We start from the raw sequence: 26,111 nt of genomic DNA on the forward strand, positions 1-26,111 counted from the left end.
ATTTGCTTAAGGGGAGGGGATAAATGATGGAAAAGCAGGACTCCATGGATCTTTTTGCCGAACAGGGAAAATTTATAAAAGGCAGACATCTTGTCACCATATTTCATAATGAGCAAAATTTATATACGGTTTTGCGAATTCGGGTTGATGAAACAAATGAATCGTATGAGGAAAAAGAGGCGGTTATTACCGGCTATCTTCCAAAGATGCATGAGCATGAAACCTATATTTTCTACGGTGAATTCAAAGATCATCCAAAATTCGGCGTCCAATTTCACGCAAGCCATTACCGGAAAGACCTTCCCCAAACAAAACAGGGTGTGGCCAATTATTTATCAAGTGAACTATTTAAAGGAATCGGAAAGAAAACAGCAGAGCAAATCGTTGAGACACTTGGAGAAGATGCCATTTCCCGGATCCTAAACCAGCCTTCCCTTCTTGATCAGGTTCCCAAGCTATCACCTGATAAAGCTAAATTGCTTTACGAGACGCTAATGGAGCATCAAGGCCTTGAACAAGCCATGATTTCACTAAATCAATATGGATTCGGCCCTCAGCTATCTATGCGGATTTATCAGGTTTATAAAGAATCAACGATTGAAGTTGTACAAAACAATCCATATAGACTTGTAGAGGATATTGAAGGTGTCGGGTTTGGGCGGGCAGACGAACTTGGCTATCAGCTGGGCATTGCGGGCAGCCACCCTGATCGGATTAAAGCAGCTTGTCTGTACATACTTGAAATGGAAAGCATGCAAGCAGGCCATGTTTTTGTGGAAGCAAAGGTTCTGCTGCAAAGCGTGAAAAAACTGCTGGAAGAAAATAAGCGGGACTCGATTGAATATAGAGAAATTTCTAATGAACTGATTAAGCTTGAAGAAGAAGGAAAAATAAAGGCTGAAGGGCAAAAATTATATCTTCCATCCCTTTATTTTTCGGAGAAAGGCCTTGTAACAAATATTAAACGCATCCTTAAGCAAACACAGTATGATGAACAGTTTCCGGAGTCGGAGTTTCTGCTGGCCCTAGGCAACTTGGAAGAGCGTCTTCGCGTCCAATATGCACCGACCCAAAAAGAAGCGATCCAAACAGCCCTAATGTCCCCAATGCTGATTCTAACAGGGGGTCCAGGTACCGGAAAAACAACGGTCATCAAAGGGATTGTTGAACTTTATGCTGAATTGCATGGCTGTTCGCTGGAGCCGAAGGATTATAAAAAAGAAGAGCCATTCCCGTTCCTGCTGGCTGCCCCTACTGGCCGGGCTGCAAAACGAATGGCAGAGTCTACGGGTCTGCCTGCTGTAACAATTCACCGGCTGCTGGGCTGGAATGGGACAGAGTGTTTCGACCGCCATGAAGAAAGCCCTTTGGAAGGAAAGATATTAATTGTTGATGAAACTTCAATGGTCGATGTATGGCTTGCCAACCAGCTTTTCAAAGCTTTGCCTGAAAATATGCAGGTGATCCTGGTAGGCGATGAGGATCAGCTTCCTTCAGTTGGACCTGGCCAGGTGTTGAAGGACCTCCTCCGCTCGAAATGTATTCCAACCGTCCGTTTAACCGATATTTACCGCCAGGCGGAAGGCTCGTCAATCATCGAGCTTGCCCATGAAATGAAAAAAGGCAAGCTGCCTGTGAATATTTCCGCACAGCAGGCTGACCGTTCATTTATTAAATGCCACCCGGGCCAAATTTCGGATGTTGTTGAAAAGGTCGTTTTAAATGCCAAGAAAAAAGGCTATTCATCAAGGGATATACAAGTGCTTGCCCCTATGTATAGAGGGCCTGCAGGCATTGATAAACTTAATGAAATATTGCAGGAGATCCTTAACCCCAATCCGGACGGAACGAGGAAGGAGCTTGCGTTTGGCGATGTTAAATACCGCATTGGCGATAAAGTCCTTCAACTCGTTAACCAGCCGGAGAATAACGTCTTCAATGGAGATATGGGTGAAATTGTTTCAATCTTTTATGCAAAAGAAAATACGGAAAAACAGGATATGGTTGTTGTTTCCTTTGATGGTGCAGAAGCTACATACACCAGGCAGGATTTAAACCAAATCACACATGCATACTGCTGCTCTGTTCATAAATCCCAGGGGAGTGAATTCCCGATTGTTATTCTGCCCGTTGTTAAAAGTTATTATCGGATGCTGAGAAGAAACCTGCTCTATACTGCGATCACCCGCAGCAAGCAATTTTTAATTCTATGCGGTGAAGAGGAAGCATTGAAAATTGGTGTTGAGCGGGCAGAAGAACAAGCGCGCCTAACAACTCTTTCCGAGAAGCTTAGAGAAGCAATCCCAGCAGAGGGTGGGTTTCAAAAGGATGAAGCCGGGGATGCTTCATTAGAGGAAACACTCACACTCGAAAAAAGACTGCTTCAAACCGACCCCATGATCGGAATGGGAAATATAACACCGTATGATTTTATGGAAACAGAATATAGCTAAAAAGGAACAGTCTAAATACAGGCTGTTCTTTTTTATATACCATCAGTTGGAGGGGTACAGTTATGGGCAAATGGAATGAAGAAGCAGCACCAAATAATAATATGGCATCGGAAGAACTGGAAGCATCCAATCTTGTTTCGAATACTAGGCAGGAAAAAACAAACGAGAAAAACCATGCTTCCGGCGGGGAAGCAAAATTGAGCCCTGGCAATAGAAGAACAGTATAGTTCTGTACTTTAACAATAGAAACCAAAAAAGGAGAAATGATTATTGTGGAAAAGAAAAAAAGAAGCTCGCTTCTCAATCTCCATGGAGTAAAGCGGTATAATCAGCCGAAACAGCAGGAATATGAGTTCTCCGAAGAACTTTCGGACGGAAGAGAACGGAACGATCGATTTAACAAACCCAGATATAATGGCCGCTAAAAACCTATGAAGCCTGATTCACATGGTCCAAAAAACTTTTTGGCTCTTATGGCAATGGTTTTCCGTTATGTTTTTTAAAGGACAGTGAAAACTATAAATGTTCGGGAAGGTGGGACATTCCTTGCGGACATTTTCTTTATTAAAAGGGATGCCTGTTTTTGATGTAAAAACAGGCAATAAGATAGGCGAAGTTTGTGATTTATCCATTTCAGGCAATGGGCAAGTAAAGGGTTTACTTCTGCGAAAGGGCGCTCTATTGAAAAAAAACTATCTGATTGGGATCAAGGACGTAACCTCATTTGGCTGGGATGGCGTGATGATTGAAGATTCCTCTGTTCTCAGGGCAATTCCCAAAATTGAAGAATATACATTTGAAAGCCATAACCGTTTAACAGGAAAAATGATGATGAGCAGAGAAGGGGAACGGCTTGGATTACTGGAGGATGTATATTTTATGGAAGAATTGGGGACGATTGTAGGGTATGAACTGTCGGATGGCTTCTTTTCAGATGTTATGGAAGGAAAACGTGTTATAAAAACCGATGAACCGCCTGCAATTGGAAAGGATGCCATCATTGTAAATGTAAAATAGTGAGGTGTCTTTTCCATGCTAAAATGTCCAAATTGCCAAAGCAAGGATATCGGGAAAATCGGTATTAATCAATTCTATTGCTGGAATTGCTTTATTGAACTTTCCTTGTCTAAAGGAGTCATCAATACCCATCAAGTTGAGGAAGACGGAACACTTAGCTCCCTTGATGATTTGTTTGAAGAAAATGAGCGCCGGTATCTTTCGTGAATCTGGACGAAAGAGGTGAGACGATTGAACAGAATGTTAACCTCTGCAATGTTAATAGGTGCAGGCATGGCTGCTTATAATTATGCTCAAAAAAATAACCTGATGTCTGGGCGACAGATGAAACGAATGCAAAAAAGAATAACGAGAGCCTTATTCTAAACTAAATTTAAATTTTAGGCTGGTCCGCCGGAAACGAGGGCCAGCTTTTTTGGTTATTATAGCTTTTGGCAGTCCTTATGCATAATTTCCCAAGATGCTCTCACAATAAAAACAAGGAGGCGGACCCTATTGGATATTCGATTGAAATGGTTTTACCGGCTTGGATTTCTGCTTCTCTTGCTTATTGTCATATTTGTTTTTTTAAAGCTCCAGGCTTTATGGATGCCTGTTCTGAACATCCTTTTGTCGGTTATTATCCCTTTTATTATTGCAGCCTTTATTACATATCTTTTGCATCCTGTAGTGGAGAAACTTCATGAAACAGGTCTCCATAGAGGAATAGCCGTTTTTATTATTTATTTTTTGTTTTTTGGGGGTGCGGGCTTTTCTTTATATAAAGGAATACCAGCCATTATCCATCAATTAAGGGATCTTGCAGAAAATGCTCCCCAGTTTGCGAATCAATACCGGGGATGGATCGATGTCATACAGGAAAAGACTTCAACATGGCCGGATGGAATTCAAACCCGGATTGATGATGGGATTTTTGCTGTGGAAGGGGCATTGGATAGTCTGCTTTCAAGAGTTATCAATTCTTTGCTTAATATATTAAATTATGCTGTGATTATTGCTGTAATTCCCTTTATCTCCTTTTACCTGCTAAAGGACTTTACGATTATGAAGAAGGCGGTCTGGTATTTGACGCCAAGGAGTTGGAGAAAGGAAGGGGTATTATTCTTGAGGGATATTGATAAATCCCTTGGAAGTTATATCAGGGGGCAGCTATTGGTATGTGCAGCAATAGGAACGATTTCTTCCCTGCTTTTTTGGGTTTTTGGCATGCGTTATCCGCTTCTGCTCGGCTTAATTATTGGGGTAACCAATATTATCCCATATTTCGGACCTATTATTGGAGCAGTACCGGCTGTCATCATCGCGACGACACTATCTGTTAAAATGATTGTGATTACTGTGGGAATTATTATTGTCCTGCAATTTCTTGAAGGAAATATACTATCGCCATTAATTGTGGGCAAGAGCCTTCATATGCATCCGCTTTTGATCATGCTGGCTTTGCTGGCGGGGGGAGAGGCAGGAGGGATACTGGGGCTGATTATTGCCGTCCCGATATTAGCTGTCTTGAAAGTAAGTCTCATACATGCAAGAAAACATTTTTCCAAGAGGCCGGAACCCAATATTACAGGATCTTAATGGCTGTATTGACAAGGTTCCTGTAAAGTCGCTATAATGCGTCTATAAGTAATTTTATTTATTGAAAATGTGTAGACGGAATCAGTATGTTATAGACCATCTGCGTGTTTGCGAATAAGTTTTTGCATTCACACAAGAGAGGGAGTTCCCCAGGCTGAAAGAATTCCCAGATGAAGGATAACAGAAAGCTAATCCTGAGTGCAGTTAATACCTGCCGTTTATCCGCGTTAAGGATCTGAGAGATGGAACAGAAGCACTGAGCCTGCAGGGTACATGCGCTTTTTTCCATAATCAGGGTGGTACCGCGAGCAAGCTCTCGTCCCTGTCCAGGGATTAGGGCTTTTTTTGTTGCCTTTTTTCAAGGCATGTGCAAAAACCAGTACATAATTTTTAGGAGGATGGATCATATGAAACAATTATCAGGTGCAGAAATACGCCGAATGTTTTTAGACTTTTTCAAGGAGAAAGGCCATGCTGTTGAACCCAGCGCATCACTTGTTCCGCATGATGACCCTTCCCTGCTTTGGATAAACAGTGGGGTAGCTACCCTTAAAAAGTATTTTGACGGGCGTGTTATTCCTGAAAATCCAAGGATTACAAATGCGCAAAAGTCAATCCGTACAAACGATATTGAAAATGTCGGCAAGACAGCTAGACATCATACCTTCTTTGAAATGCTCGGGAATTTCTCGATTGGCGACTATTTTAAAGAGGAAGCAATCATTTGGGCATGGGAGTTCCTGACGGATAAAAATTGGGTTGGATTTGATGAAGAAAAACTTTCTGTCACGATTCACCCGGAAGATGATGAAGCCTTTAAAATATGGCAGGAAAAGGTTGGAGTGCCAGAAGAGAGAATTATCCGCCTGGAAGGAAACTTTTGGGATATCGGTGAAGGTCCAAGCGGTCCAAATACAGAGATTTTCTATGATCGCGGACCTGAATACGGAGATAACCCTGAGGATCCCGAATTATATCCTGGCGGGGAAAATGAACGCTATTTAGAGGTCTGGAACCTTGTGTTTTCGGAATTTAACCATAATCCTGATGGTACTTATACGCCTCTTCCAAAGAAAAATATTGATACAGGCATGGGGCTTGAACGTATGGCATCAGTTGTTCAAAATGTGCCAACTAACTTTGATACAGACCTATTTATGCCGATAATCCGCGGAACAGAGGAAATCTCCGGCAAAAAATATGGTGCAGGAAAAGAAACAGATGTTGCATTTAAAGTAATTGCCGACCATATCCGTACTGTAGCCTTTGCAGTCGGAGACGGTGCACTGCCTTCAAACGAAGGGCGCGGGTATGTATTGCGGAGACTGTTGCGCCGGGCAGTACGTTATGCAAAGCAAATAAATATTAATGAACCATTCATGTTTGAGCTCGTTCCTGTAGTAGGTGAAATCATGCATGACTATTATCCGGAAGTAAAAGAAAAAACAGAGTTCATCCAGAAGGTAATCAAGAACGAAGAAGAGCGTTTCCATGAAACACTTCATGAAGGATTGGCCATTCTTTCAACTGTTATAAAGAAAGAAAAGGAAAAAGGAAACGACACCATTCAAGGTGAAGATGTTTTCCGCCTCTATGATACTTACGGATTCCCGGTTGAACTGACAGAGGAATATGCAGAGGAAGAAGGAATGAAGGTCGACCATGAAGGTTTTGAAAAGGAAATGGAAAGACAGCGTGAACGCGCGCGTTCTGCACGGCAGGATGTAGATTCCATGCAAGTTCAAGGCGGCGTTTTAGGAGAATTGAAAACGGAAAGTAAGTTCGTAGGATATGACAAGCTTCAAACAGAAGCCAAAGTGGCAGCAATTATTGTTGATGGCCAATTAATAAAAGAAGTACAGGCAGGGGAAGAAGTTCAGCTTATTCTTGACGTAACGCCATTTTACGCAGAGAGCGGCGGACAGATTGCCGACCAGGGAACTCTTGAAGCAGAGGGTCTAAGAGTTGCCATAAAGGATGTTCAAAAAGCTCCAAACGGTCAAAATCTTCATAGGGCAGTAGTTCAAGAAGGTACCTTAAAAACTTCTGCATCCGTGTATGCTTCCGTTAATGAGCAAATACGTTCTAAGGTAATTAAGAATCATACAGCTACCCATTTGCTTCATCAGGCTTTAAAGGATGTCTTGGGCAGCCATGTAAACCAGGCAGGTTCACTGGTTGGTCCGGACCGTCTGCGCTTTGACTTCTCTCATTTTGGCCAAATTACGGCACAAGAGCTTGAAAAAATTGAGGCAATCGTTAATGAGCAAATTTGGCAAAGCCTTGATGTAGATATTGCTTACAAAGGGATCGAAGAAGCAAAGGCAATGGGAGCAATGGCTCTATTCGGTGAGAAGTACGGAAAAATTGTCCGTGTTGTACAGGTAGGAGATTACAGCCTTGAGCTTTGCGGAGGATGCCATGTTCCTAATACAGCGGCAATCGGATTGTTTAAGATTCAATCAGAAAGCGGAATTGGAGCAGGTACACGCAGAATTGAGGCAGTAACAGGTGAAGCTGCATACAGGCTGATGAATGACCAGATCAATATTTTGAAAGATGCTTCTGGTAAACTTAAAACAAATCCAAAAGATTTGTCTTCTAGAATTGACGTATTGCTGGGAGAAATTAAACAGCTTCAGCGTGAGAACGAATCATTAGCAGCAAAATTGGGTAATATTGAAGCAGGAAGCCTTGTATCAAAAGCCAGGGAAATCAATGGCATAACTGTTCTTGCTGAAAAGGTGCAGGCAGCGGATATGAACAGCCTTCGGAATATGGCTGATGATTTAAAACAAAAACTGGGATCAGCGGTAGTTGTATTGGGCACCGTAAATGAGGGCAAAGTGAATATCATTGCAGGAGTAACAGAGGACCTGATTAAGAAAGGCTTCCATGCCGGCAAAGCCGTTAAAGAAGTGGCTACCCGATGTGGCGGAGGCGGGGGAGGCCGTCCTGATATGGCTCAAGCTGGCGGCAAAGATCCTGAAAAACTTGAAAGTGCACTGCAATTTGTAGAAGAATGGGTTAAATCCATTTGATATCCCGGAAAAGTAGTGTAAAATGTAGGTAACCATGAGAGATTGTTCAAAATCAGGAAATGACAGCTTGTTCTTCACTATGTTTTCCTGTCAGGACAAAATCATTAATGATCGCTCTGTATTTTCAAGCGGCTTCAACAGGCCAAACCGTTATGAAGAGGCATGGATGTTTAAATAGCTGACAAGCTGGGCACCGGACAATGCAGTCGTGGAAACAAATCCGGTGGAATTAGGCTAGTCTAACCCTTCATACAGAAAAGCGAGGTGTAAGAAATGAGCTCATTTGATAAAACAATGAGGTTCAATTTTCCTGAAGAACCAATCGAACAAGATGTGAATGAAGTCCTTTTTCAGGTTTATGGCGCACTTCAGGAAAAAGGGTATAACCCGATTAACCAAATTGTCGGTTACCTGTTGTCCGGGGATCCAGCCTACATTCCCCGCCATAAGGATGCACGTAATATTATCCGCAAGCTCGAACGGGACGAGATCATCGAAGAATTGGTTAAATCATACTTAAAACAGCAGCGTGAGGGATAAACATGCGGACTATGGGATTGGATGTCGGCTCTAAAACAGTCGGTGTCGCTCTAAGTGATGCGCTGGGATGGACAGCGCAGGGCTTGGAAACCATCAAAATCAACGAAGAAGAAAAAAAGTTTGGTTTTGAAAGAATTGGTGAAATAATAAAAGAGCATGAAGTCAGTAAAATTGTCGTCGGCTTGCCTAAAAACATGAATGGAACCATTGGTCCACGCGGAGAGGCAAGCGAGTTCTATGCTTCAGAGCTGGAAAAACAATTTGGCCTGCCAGTTGTGCTATGGGACGAGCGCTTATCAACTATGGCAGCTGAAAGAGTTTTGCTTGAAGCTGATGTCAGCCGCAAAAAACGGAAAAAGGTCATTGATAAAATGGCAGCCGTCATGATTTTACAAGGCTTTTTAAATAGCCAAATTTAATGAGGTGAAAAGAATGAACCACGGAGACAACAACATTACAGTAATTGATGAAGAAGGCAACGAACAGCTGTGTGAAGTATTGTTCACGTTTGATTCTGACGAATTCGGAAAATCATACGTCCTTTACTATCCAGTTGGGGCAGATGAAAATGATGACGAAGAAATCGAAATCCACGCATCTGCTTTCAGTCCAAGCGAAGACAGCAAGGACGGAGAATTGCAGCCAATCGAAACAGAAGAGGAATGGGACTTGATTGAAGAAATGCTTAACACATTCCTTGAAGAGCAAGAAGACTAAAAAACTGGCCTGCGGGCCAGTTTTTTTTTGGCTATGGTAAAGCTTAACGTTGATTTTTGCACTTTGTGATTTGGTGACTATCGCGAAAACGCATTCGCATTTCCTTCGTACGGTGTTTATTAGAAGATGATGGTTCAATGCCCCGCAGGAAAAGGGAGACACCGTATGCGTGTCATTTGGTGAAGGAGGCTCCTGGACCGCCCGCGGAAAGCGTACGCTGGAGAGAAAATCAACAGGCAAGTTTATTTTTATTTAAGGTGAATTTATATAATACTCGTGGAAAAAATTGGCGAATTGTGTGGTTTTTTGTTGTATCCTGCGACTTCAAAAAGAAAATATAGTATAATAATCCGAGATGTATAGAAAACAAAGAGAACTATACGCAGTTTTTCTTAGGCCTGTTGGCAAGCATACCGGCTGATTTTTACTGGAAAATATAAGAGATAAGGATGTAGCCTGTCTTTTGCAGATAAGAGCCAACGTCTATGGAACGGAGGGGAATTGTAATGTCGACAGAAGAGAAAAAAGGAAAGAAGGAAGTCATCCGCGAGAAAATGATAGAGCGACAAAGTGAAGCGAAAGTTGTCCGGAAAATTGTCCTGATTGTTGCCATTATTTTATTTATTTCAGCTGTTGCTATTATCGGCGGAGGTTATTTTTATATTAATTCTGCTTTAAAGCCTGTTGATCCGGAAAGCGATCAGCAAAAGAAAGTGGAGATTCCCATAGGTTCCTCTGTTACAGGAATCGCTAATATTCTCGAGGAAAATGGAATCATAAAAGATGCCCGTGTCTTTAAATATTATGTGAAATTTAAAAATGAAGCAGGATTCATGGCTGGAGAATATGAATTGAAACCTTCCATGACTATGCCGGAAATTCTGGATAGTTTAAAAACAGGGAAAGTCATAAAGGATATGGTCTTTAAGATCACCATTCCAGAAGGGAAACAGCTTGAGCAGATAGCCGGCATAATTGGCGAAAAACTTGACCAGAAGCCTGAAGATGTCTTCAAGAAGCTTAATGATAAGGCTTTTGTGGAATCTTTAATGGCTGAATATCCCGATTTGCTCACAGAAGAAATTCTTGCAGAAAACGTTAAATATCCTTTGGAGGGATATCTATTTCCTGCAACATACCCTTTCTATAAAGAAGACACGACATTAGAAGAAGTTGTAAAAGTAATGCTTGATAAAACACAATCAGTCATCAATAAATACCGTGGCGACATGGAAGAGCAGGAATTCACTCCACATAAATTATTGACAATGGCATCGCTGATCGAGGAAGAAGCAACAGAAAAAGTTGACCGCGATCAGATTGCCAGTGTGTTTTATAATCGTATAGAAACGGGCATGCCGCTGCAGACAGACCCAACTGTCCTTTATGCCCAGGGAGAACACAAATCAAGGGTTCTATATAAAGACTTGGAGATTGACTCTCCATACAACACTTATAAGTATCCAGGCCTGACACCAGGACCTATTGCAAATGCCGGGGCTTCATCTATTGAAGCAGCATTGCTGCCGGCCGAAACGGATTACTTATACTTTCTTGCCACCTCTACAGGAGATGTCTTATTCTCTAAGACACTTGATGAACATAATCAAAAGAAATCACAGCATATTACTAACAATTAAGATGCAAAAAAAGGGGAACGCTGAAATATAGCATTCCCCTTTTAATTATGGTAAAATAGATCAGGTGTTTTAATAGAGCATTGCAATAGCGTGAATCACGGACAAGCATGGATCAAGGCTCAGGCAGCCGGAATGCAGGACTGCGCATTTTGACATCCTATCTGTGAACGCTATTTTTTCATGTCTAAATCGAAAAGCGTAGAGCGCCCGCTTAAAAGGAAGAACGGGTTCCCCTTCGCTGATAATATATTAAAATCCATAACGGATTGAGGTGATGCCAGCTTGATGAATGATAAGCTGCATGCATATATAGAGGAAATAATACCGGAAAGGCCGGAATTGTTAAGCAAAATGGAGCACTATGCCAGAGAACATAATGTGCCAATTATGGAGCTGGCGGGAATAGAGGCGATGCTTCAGCTTTTGCGCATACAAAAGCCAAAAACGATTTTAGAAGTAGGCACAGCAATTGGCTATTCAGCACTCAGAATGGCATATGCGCTGCCTGAAAGTAAAATTGTCACGATTGAACGGGATGCTGAACGCTATCAGCTTGCCGAGCAGTATATAAATGAGTCGGGTAAAAATGGGCAAATCCTGATTATAAAAGGAGATGCTCTGGAAGTCGAGGAAGACGTTAAGAAACATGGGTTATATGATGCCATGTTTATTGATGCGGCAAAAGGTCAATATCAGCGCTTTTTTGAAATGTATTCCCGCTATCTGGCCAAGGATGGGATGATTATTACAGATAATGTCCTTTTTAAGGGCCTTGTGTGTGAGCCGGAAATCGAAAATAAGCGAATCCGAAATCTGGTAAAAAAGATTGATGGTTTTAATAAATGGTTAATGAGTCATCCTGAATACTACACAGTCATACTGCCAGTAGGGGACGGAGTGGCAATTAGTAAAAAGAGGTGAAAGAAATGAAAAAACCTGAACTGTTAGTAACACCAACGAGTGTTGAAGATATTCTTCCATTGGCTTCTGCAGGTGCCGACGCCTTTGTGGTTGGAGAACAGCGATACGGCTTGCGGCTAGCAGGTGAGTTTTCAAGAGAAGATGTTAAAAAAGCTGTAGAAATCGCACATGGACATGGTAAAAAAGTATATGTAGCCATGAATGCTTTATTTCACAATGATAAAGTGCCAGAGCTTGAGGGATATATCAGCTTTTTAAAAGACATAAAGGCTGATGCGATTATCTTTGGAGATCCAGCTGTATTAATGGCTGCCCGTTCAGCAGCACCTGACATGAAACTGCATTGGAATACTGAAACAACGGCAACAAACTGGTATACATGCAACTACTGGGGCCGAAAAGGTGCAACCCGTGCTATTCTTGCACGGGAAATTAACATGGATGCCATCATTGAAATAAAAGAAAATGCTGAAGTTGAAATTGAAGTGCAGGTTCACGGTATGACAGCAATGTTCCAATCCAAGCGTTCACTTCTTGGGAATTATTATGAATATCAGGGTAAGGCAATGGAAGTAGAGAATCGCAAACAGGAACAGAATATGTTCCTTCATGATAAAGAACGTGAAAATAAATATCCGATTTTCGAGGACGAAAATGGCACTCATATTATGAGCCCAAATGATATCTGCATTATTGATGAACTGCAGGATATGATGGAAGCAGGCATTGATTCCTTTAAAATTGATGGGGTATTAAAGAGTCCCGGATATATTATTGAAGTTACAAAACTATATAGAAAAGCAATCGAAACATGTGCCGAAGACCCGGATCAATATGATGAAATAAAAGATGATCTTTTAGCAGAAATTGAAAAGATTCAGCCGGCCAACCGCCCGCTTGATACAGGGTTCTTCTTCAAAGAAACAGTATATTAATCTGCTAGCTGGACAGCGATAGTAATTTAAATAAAACTATAAGAAAGAGGAGGCAGCTTTATGACAGCGGTAAAAGATACTATTTCCGAAATTGTCAATGGTAAAAGGGTTATTGTAAAGAAGCCTGAATTGCTTGCTCCGGCAGGAAACCTTGAGAAGCTGAAAATTGCCGTGCACTATGGTGCCGACGCTGTGTTTATTGGCGGGCAGGAATACGGGCTGCGTTCAAACGCCGGCAATTTCACTTTCGAGGAAATGAAAGAAGGCGTTGAGTTCGCCAAAAAATATGGAGCAAAGATTTATGTTACAACAAATATTTTTGCACATAACGAAAATATTGATGGCCTGGAGGGTTACCTTCTCGGACTTAAAGAAGCGGGAGTTGCAGGAATTATTGTAGCGGATCCGCTAATTATTGAAACATGCCGCCGTGTTGCTCCTGAAATCGAAGTGCATTTAAGCACGCAGCAATCCTTGTCCAACTGGAAAGCTGTCCAGTTCTGGAAAGAAGAAGGCTTGGAGCGTGTCGTTCTTGCTCGTGAAACAAGTGCAGAAGAAATCAAAGAAATGAAGGAAAAGGTTGATATTGAAATCGAAACTTTCATCCATGGTGCAATGTGTATAGCCTATTCAGGACGCTGTACGCTCAGCAACCATATGACAGCCCGTGATTCTAACCGGGGCGGCTGCTGCCAGTCATGCCGCTGGGATTATGATTTGTATCAGCTGGAGGGAGAAAACGAGGTTCCTTTATACAGGGAAGGGGATGCTCCTTTCGCCATGAGCCCTAAAGATTTAAAGTTAATCGAATCCATTCCCCGCATGATCGAACTGGGAATCGACAGCCTGAAAATTGAAGGGCGCATGAAATCCATCCATTATATTGCAACGGTTGTGAGTGTTTACAGGAAAGTTATTGATGCCTATTGTGCAGATCCTGAAAACTTTAAAATTAAGCAGGAATGGCTTGAAGAATTGGATAAGTGTGCTAATCGTGAAACTGCTCCTGCCTTCTTTGAAGGGGTTCCAGGGTATAAAGAGCAAATGTTTGGAAATCATAGCAAAAAGACGAATTTTGATTTCGTTGGTTTAGTCCTGGACTACAACTCAGAGACGCAGATGGTTACTCTTCAGCAGCGAAATAATTTTAAACCTGGGCAGGAAGTCGAGTTTTTTGGTCCGGAAATTGAGAACTTTACACAAGTCATCGATAAAATCTGGGATGAAAAAGGCAATGTATTGGATGCAGCACGCCACCCGCTCCAAATAGTTCAATTCAAGGTTGAAAAGCCGGTATACCCTAACAACATGATGCGAAAGGAGCTCTAACCGAATGAAACGCAAACCCGTTGTAATTGGGGTAGCCGGCGGTTCCGGCTCCGGAAAAACGAGTGTAACAAAATCGATTTACGATCGCTTTAAAGGGCATTCTATCTTGATGATCGAACAGGATTATTATTATAAAGACCAGACGCATCTGCCCTTTGAAGAAAGATTGAAGACTAATTATGACCATCCGCTTGCATTTGATAATGATTTGCTGATAGAGCATGTTGAAAGCCTGCTGAGGTATGAACCGATAAACAAGCCTGTATATGATTATGCAATGCATACAAGATCCGAAGAAGTAATTAAAGTCGAGCCAAAGGATGTCATTATCCTTGAAGGGATCCTTGTCCTGGAGGATGAAAGGCTCCGTAACTTGATGGATATTAAATTATATGTCGATACGGACGCTGATCTGCGGATTATCCGCCGCCTTTTTAGAGATATTAAAGAGCGCGGACGTACGATGGACTCAGTCATTGAGCAATATGTAAATGTGGTCCGTCCGATGCATAATCAATTTATTGAACCAACGAAAAGATATGCGGATATCATTATCCCTGAAGGCGGACATAATTATGTCGCGATCGATTTAATGGTCACAAAAATTCAAACAATTCTTGAACAAAAGTCATTTTTATGAAACAATAGCATAGAAAATGTTCAATAGGATTCATTATTTTTAAAATCAGGCAGTGTTAAAGCTTTTTGCTGATTTTGGCACCTTGTTGATAAGAGCGGAAGGGGCGAGACTCCAGCGGGAGAAGCGAGTTAAAGGAGACCCCGCAGTCGCGAATGCGCTGAGGAGGCTCCCGGATCGCCCGCGGGTCGCTGAGCCCCTGGAGCGGAGATTAACAGGCAAACTTAACAAAGCCGAAAAAAGATTACATGCGCGCCCTTTAACCGAGGACGCGCTCCTATTCATTTTCCTAAAATTTTGATATAAAGAAATACATACATTATAGAAACACAAACCGTAAAGGAATGTGTAATTCGAAGGAGTGAAGGTTTTTGGCTACAGAAAAAGTTTTCCCTATGACACAAGCAGGTAAAGAAAAGCTTGAGCAGGAACTTGAGTATTTAAAATCAGTTAAACGTAAAGAAGTGGTTGAACGTATAAAAATCGCTAGAAGCTTTGGCGATCTATCCGAAAACTCTGAGTATGATTCTGCTAAAGAAGAGCAGGCTTTTGTAGAAGGCCGTATTACAACACTTGAAAATATGATCCGCAATGCGAAAATCATCCAAGAGGAAGAAATGGCTGGAGATACTGTTGCACTTGGCCGTTCTGTTACTTTTGTTGAACTTCCAGATGGAGACGAAGAAACGTATACAATCGTAGGAAGTGCAGAGGCAGATCCTTTCGAAGGCAAAATCTCAAATGATTCTCCAATTGCAAAAAGCCTGATTGGCCGTACGGTTGGGGACGAAGTAACCGTCCAGACACCTGGGGGAGAAATGAACGTACGTATTGTCTCCATTAAATAATATTTTTAAATTCGAATAGTTTGAAATCAGAAAACCTCGTCAAGACTTTTGACGAGGTGTTTTTTATGTGGAGAAAAAGAGCAGTTGGCTGGCTTATAATAAGTTTTACGGTCTTATGTTTGCTTGTAGGAAGGCTGATTCAGCTTCAGCTCATTTCAACTGAACATTTTACAGACAGGGAAATAAACCTGCTTGAAGCAAGCGTTCGCCAGAGATCCCAGGAAATGGTCATAGATACTGGCAGGGGAAACTTTTTGGATCGCAGCGGCAGGCCCCTAACTCATAAGAATATTCCTGTCCTTATTTTATTTCCGTTTCTGGCAAAAATGGATTGGGATATAGAAAGGGTTTCGGAAATTACAGGTGCATCGGAATATTCTCTCCGATATTCGGTTGAAAACGCCAAGGAGCCTTTTGCTTTTGGCAAGCCTGAACCGCTCCAGCTGACTGAGGAACAAATGGAGAAAATAAATGCTCTGAAGATTCCAGGAGTTTTTGCTGTTGAGAAGAAGTACAACCTTTTAGAGAGTCCCGCTGCACAGTTAATCGGAATTACCGGAGAAAATCAAAATCTCGTTAAGGAAAGATACCCTGATAAAGAGCTATCCATTAACACAATGGTCGGCATAACCGGAATGGAGAAGAGCTTCGATGAATTTTTGCTTCCCGAAGGTGCTTCTAAGCTTGTCTATCATGTGGATGCAACTGGAGGCCCCTTATTTGGCATCAATGTGAAATATGTAGAGCCTGCTAATCCTTTCTATCCTGTCAATATCAAAACAACCTTGGATTATGATCTGCAAATGATGGCTGAAAATTTGGCTGATCGGCATGGCATCAAAAAAGGAGGAATTGTTCTCCTTGATATTGAGACGAATACGGTCTTGGCAATGGTATCGCGTCCATCCGTTAATAAAGATAATCCTTTTGATAAAGAAAGCGGCGGAGCGGTTAATCAGATGATAAAACAGCAAATTATGGGGTCTGTATTCAAGACTGTGGTCGCCGCAGCAGCCATTGATCATGGACTGGATGATCCTGCAAGGCAATTTGATTGCAGTAAGAAAATTAATGGGCAGCCAGACCCTAAGTACCAGCATGGAATGCTAAATTTCAATGATAGCTTTGCGAGAAGCTGTAATAATACATTTGCAACTGTAGCAAAAGAATTAAAAGATATTGATTCTGAAGTGTTGGAAGATTATGCAAAGAAGTTATCGCTGACGGGGCCTGTGGGCTGGCAAGGCGATATATACCATTTCAATGACTTCAGGCAGCTTCAGGACGAAGAAAAGGGCCGTGTATTTTTATCAGAAGATGCCAAAAAGGACCGCAATTTTGTTGCCCTGACAGGGATTGGCCAGCATGAAGTCAGAGCAACCCCCCTTGCTGTTTCCAATATGATAGCAACTATAGCGCGGGGCGGACAGAAGGACATGGTCCGGGTTGCTTCAGAAATAGAATATAAAAACAGTACATCTCTTTTGGAGTTTAAGGAGAAAAAGCTGGACGGAGAAACGATTGCACCTTATACGGCAATGAAACTTCAAAAGCTTCTCAGAGAGGTAGTAATCAATGAGGATGGAACCGGCAAATGGTTCAAAGAACTTCCATATGAGGTAGCCGGCAAATCCGGCACTGCCGAGACAGGAAGAATAGTGGCTGGCAAGCAGCTCCATAATAAATGGTTTGCGGGTTATTTTCCTTATAAAAACCCGAAATATGCTCTTGTTACAGTAAATCTTGGGGTAACAGAGGACACAGGGGGTGTGAATCCCTTATTTGCAGACTTGGTGAAGGGGATATATAACTTTAATCATAAAGAAGAAGTTCCGCCCTTTGGCTCTACAGACTCATAAACAAATATGATATATTGTAACTTTCCTGAAGGCTGCAGGATATGTTTTACTGATAGAAATAAACGTACACCATCATTTTTTTCATGGAAAAGGTTATTTCTTTTAAGATAGCCTTATGTCGTGTTAGAATGTTCACAGCCACAATTTGGGTAGTAACGACTTAAAAGAGGCGTGGCTAAATAGTTTTATGCCTTTCATTAGCATTATTACGTGCAATCCTGATAAAAGTTTGGGGAGGAGAAAGCCTTGAAAGGGAATGAGCATTCACCAAGAGAGTCCCGATTAGGTAAACGGGAAAAAAGAAAAAAAACCAATATTGTTTTAAATAGTCTAATTGCGCTTGTTATATTACTGATTATCGTTGTGTCTGCTAAAATTTTCTTTGGCGGGAACAATGATGAAGCACTCCAGGCGGATGAACAAACAGCGTCTGAGAATGAGAGAAATGAAAATAAAACAGATAATCAAGCCGGTGATCGTGAACAGGAAAAAGAAGATGAAGAAGAAATAGAAAAGGCTAGAGAAGAAGAAGAACAGGCAGAGGAAGAGAAGAAAGAAGCTGAGGAAGCCGAAAAGGAATCAGAAGAAAATGAAAAAGTCGTAACCGAAGGCGGAAGCTCGCCTGATGTTGAAAAAACAATCGAAAATCCTGCCTGGGAACCGGTTGGCACGTCCCAATCAGGTGAACACACAGCAGTCTATGACCAGAACGCTGTGGACTGGCAGGAAATGCTCCAGGCAATCTCCTATGCTACTGGAGTAGACCAAAGCAATATGACAGTGTGGTTTCTTGGCAATAATGGACCGAACAAATCAGTAGGAACCATATCAACAAAGGATCAAAGCGAAAAATATCGTGTCTATATAGACTGGGTGGACGGTCAAGGCTGGAAGCCAGTAAAGGTAGAAGTATTAAATGAAATTAATTAAAAAAAATAGACTATGCTAATGTTCATTGTTGATTTTGCACTCTGTTGATTGGAGCGGAAGGTTCGGGCTCCTGGAAAATGCCTTGGCATTTCCTTCGTGCGTTGTATATTCACGGATGCTTATTCAAAGTCCTGGGGGAGAAGCGAGTCAAAAAGAGACTCCGCAGGAGCGTGTGCGCCGAGTAGGCTTCCGGACCGCCAGCGGTTCGCTAAGCGCCTATAGCGAAAATCAAAGACAAGTTAACAGAGCAAAAAAATAAGGACGTCTGTGCGTCCTTATTTTTTTGCTTTGAAATGTACAACAGCAGAGTAATAAGTTCTGCCATTCTCGTCGAGATGCATTTGATGGGAAACATGATGGACAGAAAGAAGAATCGCCTTATTATGTTCGATTTGGCTATTTATTTTCTTTTCAAGCTCCTTTAAAGAGGGGGCCTCATAAAATTCAACTTTATCTTCAATTAAATCAAACTTAAAATTCATAGATAGAATCATCCTTCCATATGCAAAGTTTAGACTAACAATTTCTATCATTATTTTAGTGCCGGCAATCTGTTCTGGCAAATTTCTTCAGTATTTAATCATTCTGGCGGTGAATACACATAAGCTATTGCACTTTAAGAGATGCTGATAGGGACAATAGAATTGCGATATATGGAAAACTTCCTGTAAGTGGTGGTAGAATAGTTTTTGCGGATGCAAATAGCAATCTCCTGAAGTTTACATAAAAAGCGGGTTCATGTTTGCTGCACAAGTTTAGCATCTGCAGGAGCCTAAGGACTAGTTTGAAAAGCATGGCTGCTTTTGCCATTCACCTGGTAATATAAAGAGCCAAAGAAAAATATGAAAGAGGTTTTAAGATGAAAATAGCGATTATCGGAGCAATGGAAGAGGAAGTTACTTTACTCAGAGATAAAATAGAAGGCAAAGGGCAGGAAACCATCGCTGGTTGCGAGTTTACAACAGGAAAGATGAATGGAGCCGAAGTGGTCCTGCTGCGTTCTGGAATTGGGAAAGTGAATGCTGCCATGTCAACCGCTATCCTTTTGGAGCGTTTTAAGCCGGATTATGTTATTAATACTGGATCGGCTGGCGGTTTCAACCCTGATTTAAATGTGGGGGATGTCGTTATTTCCACAGAGGTAAGGCATCATGATGTAGACGTTACTGCTTTTGGCTATGAATATGGACAGGTGCCGCAATTGCCGGCGGCATTTGAAGCGGATAGCAGCCTCTTGAAAATTGCTGAGGCATGTGCGAAAGAAATCCAGGATATCCAAGTCGTTAGAGGATTGATTGCGACTGGTGACTCCTTTATGAACGATCCGGCAAGAGTGGACTATATCCGTGATAAATTCACAGGCCTGCAGGCAGTAGAAATGGAAGCAGCTGCTATCGCCCAGGTCTCTTATCAATTTAAAACCCCTTTTGTGGTTATACGCTCTCTCTCCGATATTGCAGGAAAAGAGTCCGATATTTCTTTTGATCAATTTTTGGAAAAGGCAGCACTTCATTCGGCCAATCTGGTTATGAAGATGGTTGAGGCCATTAGACAAAATAAATAGGACAGCTATAAGAATATATCAAACACAGGGTATGAAGCGGTTTTTCATTGAAGACCGCCTTTCCTTTATTGGATGGTCTTCTTGTGCTTACAATATTTACATCACCTGTACTACTGCTTTCTATGTTAAAGTAGGATTATAGTCTTTTGAAAAAGACCATAAAATAGAAGGTGATAAAAATGAAAAATGAAGCAAAGCGATTATTTGAGAAAATGGTGGACTTCAAGCGGTTTGCTATTGCTTTGCTTGCTGTCGGCTCATTTTTTTACCTGGGTTTAATTATTCCGGACACTGCAAATACAATGATGGAATTATATATAATGGCTGGATCTTCTGCGGTTTTCCTGATTGGTTCCATATATTTCTTTGCGGTCTCCAAGCATTGCCGTAAAAAGCTGAACGAATTGGATGATGGCCAGGAATTCCTGATGAAAAAATAATAGATTGCAAACGCCCTCTTTCAGGGTGTTTTTTTATGGGTTCATACTTTTATAAGAATTTGAAAAAAATCAAAAAAAAGGTTTACAAACCATATTGTTGTGGATATAATTACCAATATAAGCGAAAAATTCAAACAAGGAGGTCGAATGTAATGATGATCAAAGCAATTGCAGTAAAAGCAGAATTAGATAATTATTCTACGAATTCGACCTACATGGAATGGATCGCTTAAATTTTTGACATTACATATCCATGCCGCAGGGAGAATCGTGCTCTGCGGCTTTTTTATGCCTATGACCAAGCTGCAGAGAGTGTGTCTCTTTGCGGCTTTTTTGTGCCTTTAGGCGGGATATGAAAGAGGAGGTGGAAAATCTAATGACTTTAAATATCTTATTTTTGACCGTAACCATTAAAAAACGTCAATTATCAGCTGAAGACATTATACGTGAACAAATGTCCAAAAAAATTCAGGACCAAAACCGTGACCGTCAGTTTTCAATTTATCGCCCGTTTTAATAGTAGTAATTTTAAAAAACTTGAAAGGTGGTTAGGAAAATGGTTTTTCTTATTCAAGGACGTCAGGCAATTTTCTGGGTGGAGAAAGACTCCACCTAACCATACTGTGTTAGGAGGCAATTAGGTATGTCACTGCATATTTTAATTTTAACTCTCGGATTCCGGAGAAAAAGGAAATAACCTTTCCCATGGCTGGGATTAACAGAATGTTCACATTCGCTTTCTATTTAGCAGGAAAAACCATGGTACATTAAAGGAAACCAGGAATTTCTAAAGGGGTGTGAGAGATGTTCTCGATTGTTATGGGGTTGGTTATTTGCGGAGCAATTGGCTGCATCATTGCCGCTGAGGTAAGCGTAACAGAGTAGCAACAACAAAAGATCCAGGCAATAGCCTGAAAAAAGGACTGACTGCTAATGAGTCAGTCCTTTTTATTTGGAATTAACCATAGAAATGCTACAATTGCCGCTGTTGCCAGTAATAATAGTAGGGTTTTTAAAGAAAAGCCTTCAAAAATGAATTTTGCCAGGCTATCCAGCAAAACAATGAAAAAAACAAGTGCCAGGATTATTCGCTTAGCGTTCAAAGCAAGACCTCTTTCTCTTTTTATATAAATCCATCATAACGAAAAAAACGAATAAATGTCCATTTGAAGAGGGAGAAGGGAAAAGGAAATATTTTCTGTATGAAAATATCTATATGGGACAGACAAAAACAACTCCATGCTTACATAGGAATTAGTTATAGGCTTTTTTGAACACGCATTAAAAGCGGGGGTGAAACAATGTCCGGAATTTTAACTGCACTTGGTTATTTGGTTAAGGAAATTGTGTTCCTTGTATCTTATGTAAAAAATAATGCATTTCCTCAACCGCTGTCACCTGCAGATGAAAAAAAATACCTGCGATTGATGGCTGCTGGTGATGCGCATGCCCGTAATATGCTGATTGAACATAATCTTAGGCTGGTTGCTCATATTGTAAAAAAGTTTGAAAATACCGGAGAAGATTCCGAAGATCTGATATCTATAGGGACCATCGGGCTGATAAAAGCAATTGAGAGCTATTCTGAAGGTAAAGGAACAAAGCTGGCCACATATGCAGCCCGCTGTATTGAGAATGAAATCCTCATGCATTTGCGGGCATTAAAAAAGACCAAGAAGGATGTATCGCTTCACGACCCCATTGGACAGGACAAAGAGGGCAATGAAATATCCCTTATTGATGTATTAAAGTCAGAATCCGAGGATGTTATTAATACGATTCAGCTGAATATGGAGCTTGAAAAGGTGAAGGAATATATTGATGTTTTGGATGACAGAGAAAAAGAGGTCATTGTCGGAAGGTTCGGGCTCGATTTGCAAAAAGAAAAAACCCAGAGGGAAATTGCAAAGGAGCTTGGCATATCCAGGAGTTACGTATCCAGAATTGAGAAGCGGGCATTAATGAAGATGTTCCATGAGTTTTATCGGGCAGAAAAAGAAAAGCGCAAAAATAATTAAAGGGACAGCTCTTCTGTCCCTTTAATTATTTTATTCTGCCATTTTTTAATAAAAGCTCCCAGTTTTCGCCGCTATCTCCAGACTCATATAAATCTTTCAAATAGGTCGAGAAAGAGATTCTTCCGCTATTTTGATAATCAGCTGCAATGTATGTAATCGGGTTGTCATAGCTAAGAAAAGGGATATCAACTGGAGAGGTTTCCATGGTTTCAAGGTCAATCTTGTTCAGCAAGACCCTTTCCTGCTTTGCAAATGCGTAGTACAAGCTGTCTTCCGTGAAAGCCAAGGCTGTAGCCATGATTGGTTCAGATACTAATTCTACTGTTTCTCCTTTATCGCGCGAGAAAAAGATTCCGCTTCTCGTGGACATAGCCATTATATCGGCATCATCAGGATGTGCTGCGATCATGCCAAGCGTGTCAGCCTTCAGCCCTTTTAAACTGACTGGCTCCCAGGTTTGCCCTTCATCTTCCGTTCGATATACCCCAGGATCAAGCTTAGTGTTCTCTTCCTGATTGATTACATAGATCATACCGGTATTGTAGCCAGCTGATAAAAAAGGAAATGTACTTTCACCGTAAAACACCAGATCTTTGAACGATGCGCCTTTATCTGTGCTTTTAACAATACCAAGGGGGTCTTTTAAATCGGAATCTTTGTCTGGATGGCCGCTGGCAATATAACCGTCTTTTATCGCCTGGAAACCCATATAGTCGTGGTTATGGGTGGATGTTTCATGCCAGGAGCCATCTTTGAAAAGCTTTAGTCCGTCGCTGGATGAGAGATATAGCCCTGTATCATTTCCGGGATAGCCTATCCCCTGGATATGTTCAATTTGCTGGGCTGAAGCCTTGGTAAGTTCAAAGGGAGATTGCTCGCCCGTCTTTTTTGAAGGTTCCTCCGGTGGGTTTTCACTTTTTTGCTCTTCTGAAGAACAGCCCGTTGCAAGCAAAACAAGTGAGAATAATAATAGAAGAACCCCTTTCTTGCAGTGTTTCATTTTTTTCACTCCAATTGACCGTAGTCCGATGTTTCTTTCCGTTGTCATTATAAAGCATTTAAAGTCAAAATAAAAAACCCTTGCCTCTGGAAAGGGTCCATAGCGGTAGAAACTCTAGGTTATGGGCCTAAAGGGGAATAAGTGAACCTTTATGTCTCTTCTCTTTTTTGATATCTGAAATGTTCTTTGTCATTTTTCCTGCTCCTTTGCATACAGGGTAAGTTTTCTTTATAAATTTATAAGCGGTTATGCTGCCTGTTCCTTTGCATTTCTTGCAGATGGAGATGATTTTCATTTAACACTCCTCCCTTAATTTTCCTTCTGCTATCATTATATGATGCGTTTTTATGGCGGTGCTTAGGATAATAAGGATTTTGCTTATCTCTCGGAGGAAATTTGATGTAAACGCCTAAACGCTCATCCCGTTGGACACATACCCTAATAATAGAAAGCGAAGGGAGGTAGAAGCATTATGCCTTATGGTTATTACGGCTATCCGGCCCCGCCTTATCCTGGAGGATATTACGGGGGCGGAGGATTCTGGCTTGCTCTGGTGGTTGTGCTGCTGATCCTGCTGCTTGTTTTTGGAGGCTTTGCATATTATGGCGGTTATTATAAATAGTAAAGATTACAACCTAGCTCATACCCAATGCGGTGTGGGCTTCTTTTATTGGGATTAAATATCTTAAATCCATCGTCCTTCTGTCTTTTTTTATGGCCAGGTTAAGGCTCATTGCCTAAAAAAGAACTATTCTGCCATTTTGATAGAAATTTCGGAAAAATTACATTATAATACTTCTATATACGAAATATTATTTTACAGGGGGAAAATCATGACTGCTAAAGTATATTCGACAGTTTGGGATTTGGATGCTTTTTTTAATGGCGGAAGTGCTTCAGAGGAGTTCGGAAAGCATTTGCAAGAAACAAGAAAACATATCGATTCATTCTATAATCAGGTACATAAATGGCAGCCTTCTAATTCAGCTGCAGATGCACAGGCAATCAGCGAGTTTATAGATTTATTCCAGCAAACGGCTAAAAAGCTTCGCCAGGCAGGAGCCTTTGTCAGCTGCCTTCAGGCTCAAAATACAGAAGATAAGAAGGCAAAAGCCCTTAGAGGATCAACCACTGAGCTGAGTGCATCTTTCCAAACTGCTTTAACAATTTTTGATCAGAAGCTTGCGGGTTATAGTCAGGAAGTATGGACTGAAATACTGAAAGACGAAAGCTTGAATGAACTGGCTTTTGTATTAACTGAACGCCGTGAGAGTGCAGCAGAAAAGCTATCCCAGGAAGAAGAATCTGTGATTAATGCTCTAGCGATCGATGGATACCATGGCTGGGGCCAAATGTACGATGTTATTGTCGGGAATATTAAAATTCCGATCCGTGAAAATGGAGAGGATAAGCAGCTTTCTGTAGGCCAGGCAGCAAATAAATTTTCAAGCCCCGACAGAGCTCTCCGCAAGGAAGTTTTTGAAAAGTGGGAAGAGGCATGGAGCGGACAGGCAGATTATCTATCTAAGACCTTAAACCACTTGGGGGGATTTAGATTAAATGTTTATAAATTAAGAGGCTGGGAGGATTTCTTGAAAGAGCCCCTCGATTTAAACAGAATGAAAAAAGAAACCCTGGATACAATGTGGGAGGTTATCTCAAAGAATAAAGCGCCTCTTGTTAAATACCTGAATAGAAAGGCAGAGCTTCTGGGCATTGAAAAATTAAGCTGGTATGACCTGGATGCACCTCTTAGCAAGACAGAGACAAAAGTATCCTACCAGGAGGGCGCAGAATTTATCCTGGAACAGTTTTCTCTTTTTGGGGAGGAAATGACGGCTTTTTCCAAAAAGGCATTTGAAGATAAGTGGATTGAGGCAGAAGATCGCCCTGGAAAGGCTCCAGGCGGTTTCCATACCTACTTCCCGGAAAGCAGCCAGTCAAGAATCTTTATGACATATTCCGGAACACCATCTAACATTTCTACCTTGGCACATGAGCTTGGACACGGATTCCACACTTATGCGATGAGAGACCTCCATTTATTGAACCGCAGCTATGCCATGAATGTAGCGGAGACAGCATCAACTTTCGCTGAAATGATCGTTTCAGATGCTTCGGTTAAAAATGCCAAGTCAGAAGAGGAAAAACTTGCACTTCTGGAAGAAAAGGTTCAAAGATCGGTAGCGCTTCTAATGAACATTCATGCCCGTTTCCTATTTGAATCCCGTTTTTATACAGAAAGAAAACAGGGCAATGTGAGTGCAGAACGATTGAATGAGCTGATGGCTGAAGCGCAGAAAGAAGCGTATGGAAACGCACTGGATGAGTACCATCCATCTTTCTGGGCTTCGAAGCTGCATTTTTATATTACAGGCGTGCCATTCTATAACTTCCCGTACACCTTTGGCTATTTGTTCTCACTGGGCATTTATGCTCAGGCTCTTAAGGAAGGGAAAGGATACGAGGAAAAATATATAGCTTTATTAAAAGATACGGCTTCCATGACGGTTGAGGACTTATCGATGAAACATCTAAAGGCTGACTTAACAAAGCCGGAATTCTGGGAAAGTGCAGTTCAATTGTGTATTGATGATGTAGAAGAGTTCCTTTCATTAACAGAAAACAAATAAAAATGAAAGCA

The 26,111-nt window shown here is 41.3% G+C and carries 29 protein-coding genes; 26 read left to right on the forward strand and 3 right to left on the reverse strand.

All coding sequences use genetic code 11. The features are described 5' to 3' along the window. Window positions 1-26: 26 nt before the first annotated feature. From recD2 to DFO73_RS17880, 19 genes are all read left to right on the forward strand, one after another. The gene (recD2, locus tag DFO73_RS17795; protein WP_110066229.1) at window positions 27-2,453 is read left to right on the forward strand and encodes an SF1B family DNA helicase RecD2; all 2,427 of its coding nucleotides are present in this window, start codon (window positions 27-29) and stop codon (window positions 2,451-2,453) included. A 62-nt stretch (window positions 2,454-2,515) separates the two neighbouring features. Continuing rightward, the gene (locus DFO73_RS28775) at window positions 2,516-2,680 is read left to right on the forward strand and encodes a hypothetical protein (RefSeq protein ID WP_181396050.1); all 165 of its coding nucleotides are present in this window, start codon (window positions 2,516-2,518) and stop codon (window positions 2,678-2,680) included. Window positions 2,681-2,725: 45 nt separating this feature from the next. Further along, window positions 2,726-2,878: a hypothetical protein gene (locus tag DFO73_RS28780; RefSeq protein WP_181396051.1), complete on the forward strand. Its 153-nt coding sequence runs from the start codon at window positions 2,726-2,728 to the stop codon at window positions 2,876-2,878. A gap of 121 nt (window positions 2,879-2,999) precedes the next feature. Beyond that, complete coding sequence (locus DFO73_RS17800; RefSeq protein WP_110066067.1) at window positions 3,000-3,470, forward strand: PRC-barrel domain-containing protein; 471 nt, start codon at window positions 3,000-3,002, stop codon at window positions 3,468-3,470. Window positions 3,471-3,485: 15 nt separating this feature from the next. Further along, window positions 3,486-3,677 (forward strand): hypothetical protein, encoded by a 192-nt coding sequence (locus tag DFO73_RS17805; protein ID WP_110066068.1) that lies wholly within the window; start codon window positions 3,486-3,488, stop codon window positions 3,675-3,677. 33 nt (window positions 3,678-3,710) lie between these two features. Continuing rightward, window positions 3,711-3,836 carry a YrzQ family protein gene (locus DFO73_RS17810; RefSeq protein ID WP_258309595.1) on the forward strand — a complete coding sequence of 42 codons (126 nt, stop codon included), beginning with the start codon at window positions 3,711-3,713 and terminating at the stop codon, window positions 3,834-3,836. Window positions 3,837-3,965: 129 nt separating this feature from the next. After that, entirely contained in the window at window positions 3,966-5,048 is a 1,083-nt protein-coding gene (locus DFO73_RS17815) for an AI-2E family transporter (RefSeq protein WP_110066070.1), read from the forward strand. Between the two features lie 407 nt (window positions 5,049-5,455). Then, a complete protein-coding gene (gene alaS / locus DFO73_RS17820) occupies window positions 5,456-8,089 on the forward strand; it encodes an alanine--tRNA ligase (RefSeq protein ID WP_110066071.1) in 2,634 nt (877 codons plus the stop codon). A 273-nt stretch (window positions 8,090-8,362) separates the two neighbouring features. Next, window positions 8,363-8,629, forward strand: a complete 267-nt coding sequence (locus DFO73_RS17825) for an IreB family regulatory phosphoprotein (protein ID WP_009333061.1) — start codon at window positions 8,363-8,365, stop codon at window positions 8,627-8,629. 2 nt (window positions 8,630-8,631) lie between these two features. Continuing rightward, a complete protein-coding gene (gene ruvX, locus DFO73_RS17830) occupies window positions 8,632-9,048 on the forward strand; it encodes a Holliday junction resolvase RuvX (protein WP_181396052.1) in 417 nt (138 codons plus the stop codon). A 13-nt stretch (window positions 9,049-9,061) separates the two neighbouring features. After that, window positions 9,062-9,346 (forward strand): DUF1292 domain-containing protein, encoded by a 285-nt coding sequence (locus DFO73_RS17835; protein WP_026583774.1) that lies wholly within the window; start codon window positions 9,062-9,064, stop codon window positions 9,344-9,346. A 506-nt stretch (window positions 9,347-9,852) separates the two neighbouring features. Then, window positions 9,853-10,986, forward strand: coding sequence for an endolytic transglycosylase MltG (mltG, locus tag DFO73_RS17840; RefSeq protein ID WP_110066072.1), 1,134 nt, complete (start codon window positions 9,853-9,855; stop codon window positions 10,984-10,986). A 285-nt stretch (window positions 10,987-11,271) separates the two neighbouring features. Beyond that, window positions 11,272-11,907 (forward strand): O-methyltransferase, encoded by a 636-nt coding sequence (locus tag DFO73_RS17845; protein WP_110066073.1) that lies wholly within the window; start codon window positions 11,272-11,274, stop codon window positions 11,905-11,907. Window positions 11,908-11,912: 5 nt separating this feature from the next. Further along, window positions 11,913-12,842, forward strand: a complete 930-nt coding sequence (locus tag DFO73_RS17850) for a peptidase U32 family protein (RefSeq protein WP_110066074.1) — start codon at window positions 11,913-11,915, stop codon at window positions 12,840-12,842. Between the two features lie 60 nt (window positions 12,843-12,902). Next, window positions 12,903-14,171 carry a peptidase U32 family protein gene (locus DFO73_RS17855; protein WP_110066075.1) on the forward strand — a complete coding sequence of 423 codons (1,269 nt, stop codon included), beginning with the start codon at window positions 12,903-12,905 and terminating at the stop codon, window positions 14,169-14,171. A 4-nt stretch (window positions 14,172-14,175) separates the two neighbouring features. Next, window positions 14,176-14,811: a uridine kinase gene (gene udk, locus DFO73_RS17860; RefSeq protein WP_110066076.1), complete on the forward strand. Its 636-nt coding sequence runs from the start codon at window positions 14,176-14,178 to the stop codon at window positions 14,809-14,811. A gap of 368 nt (window positions 14,812-15,179) precedes the next feature. Further along, the gene (gene greA, locus DFO73_RS17870; protein ID WP_110066078.1) at window positions 15,180-15,656 is read left to right on the forward strand and encodes a transcription elongation factor GreA; all 477 of its coding nucleotides are present in this window, start codon (window positions 15,180-15,182) and stop codon (window positions 15,654-15,656) included. 65 nt (window positions 15,657-15,721) lie between these two features. Then, the gene (locus DFO73_RS17875; protein WP_110066079.1) at window positions 15,722-17,515 is read left to right on the forward strand and encodes a peptidoglycan D,D-transpeptidase FtsI family protein; all 1,794 of its coding nucleotides are present in this window, start codon (window positions 15,722-15,724) and stop codon (window positions 17,513-17,515) included. 246 nt (window positions 17,516-17,761) lie between these two features. Continuing rightward, a complete protein-coding gene (locus tag DFO73_RS17880) occupies window positions 17,762-18,445 on the forward strand; it encodes a YrrS family protein (protein ID WP_110066080.1) in 684 nt (227 codons plus the stop codon). Between the two features lie 275 nt (window positions 18,446-18,720). On the opposite strand, the gene DFO73_RS17885 is transcribed toward DFO73_RS17880, so the two are convergent. Beyond that, entirely contained in the window at window positions 18,721-18,927 is a 207-nt protein-coding gene (locus DFO73_RS17885; RefSeq protein WP_110066081.1) for a YrzA family protein, read from the reverse strand. 377 nt (window positions 18,928-19,304) lie between these two features. Here DFO73_RS17885 and mtnN point away from each other — a divergent pair, with 377 nt between their 5' ends. The 5 genes from mtnN (at window position 19,305) to sigK (ending at window position 22,467) form a co-directional block, all read left to right on the forward strand. Continuing rightward, window positions 19,305-20,009 (forward strand): 5'-methylthioadenosine/S-adenosylhomocysteine nucleosidase, encoded by a 705-nt coding sequence (gene mtnN / locus DFO73_RS17890; RefSeq protein ID WP_110066082.1) that lies wholly within the window; start codon window positions 19,305-19,307, stop codon window positions 20,007-20,009. Between the two features lie 179 nt (window positions 20,010-20,188). Beyond that, window positions 20,189-20,449 (forward strand): YrhC family protein, encoded by a 261-nt coding sequence (locus DFO73_RS17895; protein WP_110066083.1) that lies wholly within the window; start codon window positions 20,189-20,191, stop codon window positions 20,447-20,449. A gap of 376 nt (window positions 20,450-20,825) precedes the next feature. Next, window positions 20,826-20,966: a YrzI family small protein gene (locus DFO73_RS17900; RefSeq protein ID WP_110066084.1), complete on the forward strand. Its 141-nt coding sequence runs from the start codon at window positions 20,826-20,828 to the stop codon at window positions 20,964-20,966. Between the two features lie 416 nt (window positions 20,967-21,382). After that, window positions 21,383-21,580 (forward strand): hypothetical protein, encoded by a 198-nt coding sequence (locus DFO73_RS28310; RefSeq protein ID WP_142669535.1) that lies wholly within the window; start codon window positions 21,383-21,385, stop codon window positions 21,578-21,580. A gap of 170 nt (window positions 21,581-21,750) precedes the next feature. Beyond that, on the forward strand, window positions 21,751-22,467 hold the full coding sequence (gene sigK, locus DFO73_RS17905) for an RNA polymerase sporulation sigma factor SigK (protein ID WP_110066085.1): 717 nt from the start codon (window positions 21,751-21,753) through the stop codon (window positions 22,465-22,467). A gap of 25 nt (window positions 22,468-22,492) precedes the next feature. Here the strand turns inward: sigK and DFO73_RS17910 are convergent, their stop codons facing one another. Further along, window positions 22,493-23,467: a F510_1955 family glycosylhydrolase gene (locus DFO73_RS17910; protein WP_110066086.1), complete on the reverse strand. Its 975-nt coding sequence runs from the start codon at window positions 23,465-23,467 to the stop codon at window positions 22,493-22,495. Between the two features lie 127 nt (window positions 23,468-23,594). Beyond that, window positions 23,595-23,762 carry a hypothetical protein gene (locus DFO73_RS28785; RefSeq protein ID WP_181396053.1) on the reverse strand — a complete coding sequence of 56 codons (168 nt, stop codon included), beginning with the start codon at window positions 23,760-23,762 and terminating at the stop codon, window positions 23,595-23,597. A gap of 177 nt (window positions 23,763-23,939) precedes the next feature. Between DFO73_RS28785 and DFO73_RS28790 the strand changes: the two genes are divergently transcribed. Together DFO73_RS28790 and DFO73_RS17915 are read left to right on the forward strand one after the other, a co-directional pair. Further along, window positions 23,940-24,089: a hypothetical protein gene (locus DFO73_RS28790; protein WP_181396054.1), complete on the forward strand. Its 150-nt coding sequence runs from the start codon at window positions 23,940-23,942 to the stop codon at window positions 24,087-24,089. A gap of 211 nt (window positions 24,090-24,300) precedes the next feature. Continuing rightward, window positions 24,301-26,100: a M3 family oligoendopeptidase gene (locus DFO73_RS17915; protein ID WP_110066087.1), complete on the forward strand. Its 1,800-nt coding sequence runs from the start codon at window positions 24,301-24,303 to the stop codon at window positions 26,098-26,100. Window positions 26,101-26,111 lie beyond the last annotated feature (11 nt).

The organism is Cytobacillus oceanisediminis (assembly GCF_003182355.1).
GTDB lineage: Bacteria > Bacillota > Bacilli > Bacillales > Cytobacillaceae > Cytobacillus > Cytobacillus oceanisediminis_A.

Excerpts from the sequence above, each read along its gene's own strand:
- DFO73_RS17900 (WP_110066084.1), top strand. The coding sequence starts at position 20,826 with ATGACTTTAAATATCTTATTTTTGACCGTAACCATTAAAAAACGTCAA.
- ruvX (WP_181396052.1), top strand. The coding sequence starts at position 8,632 with ATGCGGACTATGGGATTGGATGTCGGCTCTAAAACAGTCGGTGTCGCT.
- DFO73_RS17805 (WP_110066068.1), top strand. The coding sequence starts at position 3,486 with ATGCTAAAATGTCCAAATTGCCAAAGCAAGGATATCGGGAAAATCGGT.
- DFO73_RS17845 (WP_110066073.1), top strand. The coding sequence starts at position 11,272 with ATGAATGATAAGCTGCATGCATATATAGAGGAAATAATACCGGAAAGG.
- recD2 (WP_110066229.1), top strand. The coding sequence starts at position 27 with ATGGAAAAGCAGGACTCCATGGATCTTTTTGCCGAACAGGGAAAATTT.
- DFO73_RS28790 (WP_181396054.1), top strand. The coding sequence starts at position 23,940 with ATGCCTTATGGTTATTACGGCTATCCGGCCCCGCCTTATCCTGGAGGA.
- DFO73_RS17810 (WP_258309595.1), top strand. The coding sequence starts at position 3,711 with ATGTTAACCTCTGCAATGTTAATAGGTGCAGGCATGGCTGCTTATAAT.
- mltG (WP_110066072.1), top strand. The coding sequence starts at position 9,853 with ATGTCGACAGAAGAGAAAAAAGGAAAGAAGGAAGTCATCCGCGAGAAA.
- DFO73_RS17835 (WP_026583774.1), top strand. The coding sequence starts at position 9,062 with ATGAACCACGGAGACAACAACATTACAGTAATTGATGAAGAAGGCAAC.
- DFO73_RS28785 (WP_181396053.1), bottom strand. The coding sequence starts at position 23,762 with ATGAAAATCATCTCCATCTGCAAGAAATGCAAAGGAACAGGCAGCATA.
- mtnN (WP_110066082.1), top strand. The coding sequence starts at position 19,305 with ATGAAAATAGCGATTATCGGAGCAATGGAAGAGGAAGTTACTTTACTC.
- DFO73_RS17850 (WP_110066074.1), top strand. The coding sequence starts at position 11,913 with ATGAAAAAACCTGAACTGTTAGTAACACCAACGAGTGTTGAAGATATT.
- DFO73_RS17895 (WP_110066083.1), top strand. The coding sequence starts at position 20,189 with ATGAAAAATGAAGCAAAGCGATTATTTGAGAAAATGGTGGACTTCAAG.
- DFO73_RS28775 (WP_181396050.1), top strand. The coding sequence starts at position 2,516 with ATGGGCAAATGGAATGAAGAAGCAGCACCAAATAATAATATGGCATCG.
- DFO73_RS17915 (WP_110066087.1), top strand. The coding sequence starts at position 24,301 with ATGACTGCTAAAGTATATTCGACAGTTTGGGATTTGGATGCTTTTTTT.
- DFO73_RS17910 (WP_110066086.1), bottom strand. The coding sequence starts at position 23,467 with ATGAAACACTGCAAGAAAGGGGTTCTTCTATTATTATTCTCACTTGTT.
- udk (WP_110066076.1), top strand. The coding sequence starts at position 14,176 with ATGAAACGCAAACCCGTTGTAATTGGGGTAGCCGGCGGTTCCGGCTCC.
- DFO73_RS17885 (WP_110066081.1), bottom strand. The coding sequence starts at position 18,927 with ATGAATTTTAAGTTTGATTTAATTGAAGATAAAGTTGAATTTTATGAG.
- DFO73_RS17825 (WP_009333061.1), top strand. The coding sequence starts at position 8,363 with ATGAGCTCATTTGATAAAACAATGAGGTTCAATTTTCCTGAAGAACCA.
- alaS (WP_110066071.1), top strand. The coding sequence starts at position 5,456 with ATGAAACAATTATCAGGTGCAGAAATACGCCGAATGTTTTTAGACTTT.
- DFO73_RS17875 (WP_110066079.1), top strand. The coding sequence starts at position 15,722 with ATGTGGAGAAAAAGAGCAGTTGGCTGGCTTATAATAAGTTTTACGGTC.
- sigK (WP_110066085.1), top strand. The coding sequence starts at position 21,751 with ATGTCCGGAATTTTAACTGCACTTGGTTATTTGGTTAAGGAAATTGTG.
- DFO73_RS17855 (WP_110066075.1), top strand. The coding sequence starts at position 12,903 with ATGACAGCGGTAAAAGATACTATTTCCGAAATTGTCAATGGTAAAAGG.
- DFO73_RS28310 (WP_142669535.1), top strand. The coding sequence starts at position 21,383 with ATGAGTCAGTCCTTTTTATTTGGAATTAACCATAGAAATGCTACAATT.